General features: G+C 58.0%; 3 protein-coding genes. 1 reads left to right on the top strand and 2 read right to left on the bottom strand.

Going from position 1 to position 2,181, the window contains the following annotated elements; all coding sequences use genetic code 11:
* A partial coding sequence (locus SOP97_RS06610; protein WP_322948691.1) for an integrase core domain-containing protein occupies window positions 1-408 on the top strand: 408 nt, incomplete at its 5' end.
* A 20-nt stretch (window positions 409-428) separates the two neighbouring features.
* On the opposite strand, the gene trbL is transcribed toward SOP97_RS06610, so the two are convergent.
* Together trbL and SOP97_RS06600 are read right to left on the bottom strand one after the other, a co-directional pair.
* Window positions 429-1,541, bottom strand: a complete 1,113-nt coding sequence (trbL, locus tag SOP97_RS06605; protein WP_322948693.1) for a P-type conjugative transfer protein TrbL — start codon at window positions 1,539-1,541, stop codon at window positions 429-431.
* Between the two features lie 334 nt (window positions 1,542-1,875).
* A partial coding sequence (locus SOP97_RS06600) for an IS3 family transposase (RefSeq protein WP_322948689.1) occupies window positions 1,876-2,181 on the bottom strand: 306 nt, incomplete at its 5' end.

Here is a 2,181-nt window from a genome sequence, read left to right as displayed (position 1 = left end):
GTGACACTGCTGAGCAAGTTGTACGATCTGGGCATCACCCCCTCGCGCGGACGACCGCGGGTGAGCAACGACAATCCCTACTCAGAATCGCTGTTTAGAACCCTGAAATACTGCCCGCAATGGCCGCAGGATGGCTTTGCCGATTTGGACGCAGCACGCAGCTGGGTGCGCGACTTTATCCGCTGGTACAACCATGAGCACCGCCACAGCCGCATCCGCTTCGTGACCCCGGCGCAGCGCCAGCGTGGAGAGGATCAAGAGGTGCTGGCCAAGCGTCATGTGCTGTATCAGCAAGCCCGTTTTAAACACCCGCATCGCTGGTCAGGTGCAACGCGAAATTGGCAACCAATCGGCACCGTCACACTCAACCCGGAAAGGGAGCAGCCGGCACTGAAAATAGCAGCTTAAAAACACGGCTGACGCGACAACTACCTTGCAAAACGCCGGCCTGCACCTTTGGCCAATTCCGAAGCCGCTCCCGCTGCCACGCTGGCAGCCTTTTGCATCATGCCGCCGGATTGGTTGCTGGAGTCGATGCCCATGGCAGCCTTGAGCGATGAGCCGGAGTCTGAACCTTTGTCTGATGAACCAGCTCCCAGTGATGGCATACCAGAACCGCCATCGGCCGAACCTTGCGCCTTTTGAATGGCAGCCTTGATCGCTGATGCGCCCCCAGAGATATTCTGAGCGCCGCTCATAACGGCTGAGCCGGCCATGCTTGCAGCACCCGCAGCTGTGCCTGCTGCCCCAAGGGCGGCTCCTGCAATAGCTCCTGCACCGAAGCCACCAGCACCTCCGCCACCACCTCCGCCACTGATAATGCCAGCTACCATTTTCGGAACTTGCCCGGTAAGGGTCAGCAGCGCTAAGCAGAACACCAGCATTACGCCGAGCTCTTCAAAGTTGAGTGTGGCCTTGTTCATTTTGGCGTAGAAGCTGGTCAGCAGGTTGTTACCGACCCCGACCAGCAGGATCATCACCAGCAGTTGAACGGCCAAGCCGAGAACGGTTTTGAAATAGTTGATGGCCATGTCCGATGTCCACCTGGAGCCACCAAAGCCTAGGAAGAAGATGCCGGCGTACATCAAGATCCAGCCAGAGATTAGAAGCAGCAGCATGTTCACCGCGATGGTGGCGAGCGCCAACATGATGCCTGCGCTGAGCACCAAACCGACCAAGCTGTCTACAGGGCTCCAACCCGACAGGTTGGAAATGGCCTGCTTCCAGATCATGAAACCAATATCGACTACGCCCGAGGGCGACAGGCCTGCTGTGCCGGCAGCGTTGTCGCCGATCTGGCGTAGGGAATTGATGATGGTTTCCGCAAAGTAAGGGCCGTTCTGTAGCAACCAATAGAAGAAGCCAAAGAACAGGGTGAAACGAATAAATTCGCTGAAAAAATCACCGATGTCTGCTTTGCGCAGAGCCAGCATACCCATCGTCCAGGTAAAGCTGATGGTGCCCAGCGTCCAGAATAACCAAGTGGCTGCAGCCATGATTACGCCTTGCCAGGCAGCGGCTCGGGTGACGAACTCCTGGATGACCTGATCGAGAACACCCGTCTGGGTGGCTGGGTCGTGGAATGCCAGTTCAGCTGATGCGCCGACCGAGTACAGAGAGAAAAGCAGGCCCAGCAGTAGAGTGCATCTAATGATCCTCATGGCATCACCACTTCTTCGGGTTGGCTGGTAGGGTATCGGGGCCGCGTGACTCCGTTGAGGCGCGATGTGCACACTCCTGACTCTGCTGCTGGTTCTGCGGTGCAGTGCAGTCCAGGGGTGATTGCTCGCAGCCGGCTAGGGCTCCGGCGAGCAGCACAATGGCGAGAGGAATGGTCCGGCGTTTTGCAAGGTAGTTGTCGCGTCAGCCGTGTTTTTAAGCTGCTATTTTCAGTGCCGGCTGCTCCCTTTCCGGGTTGAGTGTGACGGTGCCGATTGGTTGCCAATTTCGCGTTGCACCTGACCAGCGATGCGGGTGTTTAAAACGGGCTTGCTGATACAGCACATGACGCTTGGCCAGCACCTCTTGATCCTCTCCACGATGGCGCTGCGCCGGGGTCACGAAGCGGATGCGGCTGTGGCGGTGCTCATGGTTGTACCAGCGGATAAAGTCGCGCACCCAGCTGCGTGCTGCGTCCAAATCGGCAAAGCCATCCTGCGGCCATTGCGGGCAGTATTTCAG

It is taken from the genome of Pseudomonas spirodelae (assembly GCF_034653255.1).
Lineage (GTDB): Bacteria > Pseudomonadota > Gammaproteobacteria > Pseudomonadales > Pseudomonadaceae > Aquipseudomonas > Aquipseudomonas spirodelae.
This window is presented reverse-complemented; position numbering and strand designations above follow the sequence as displayed.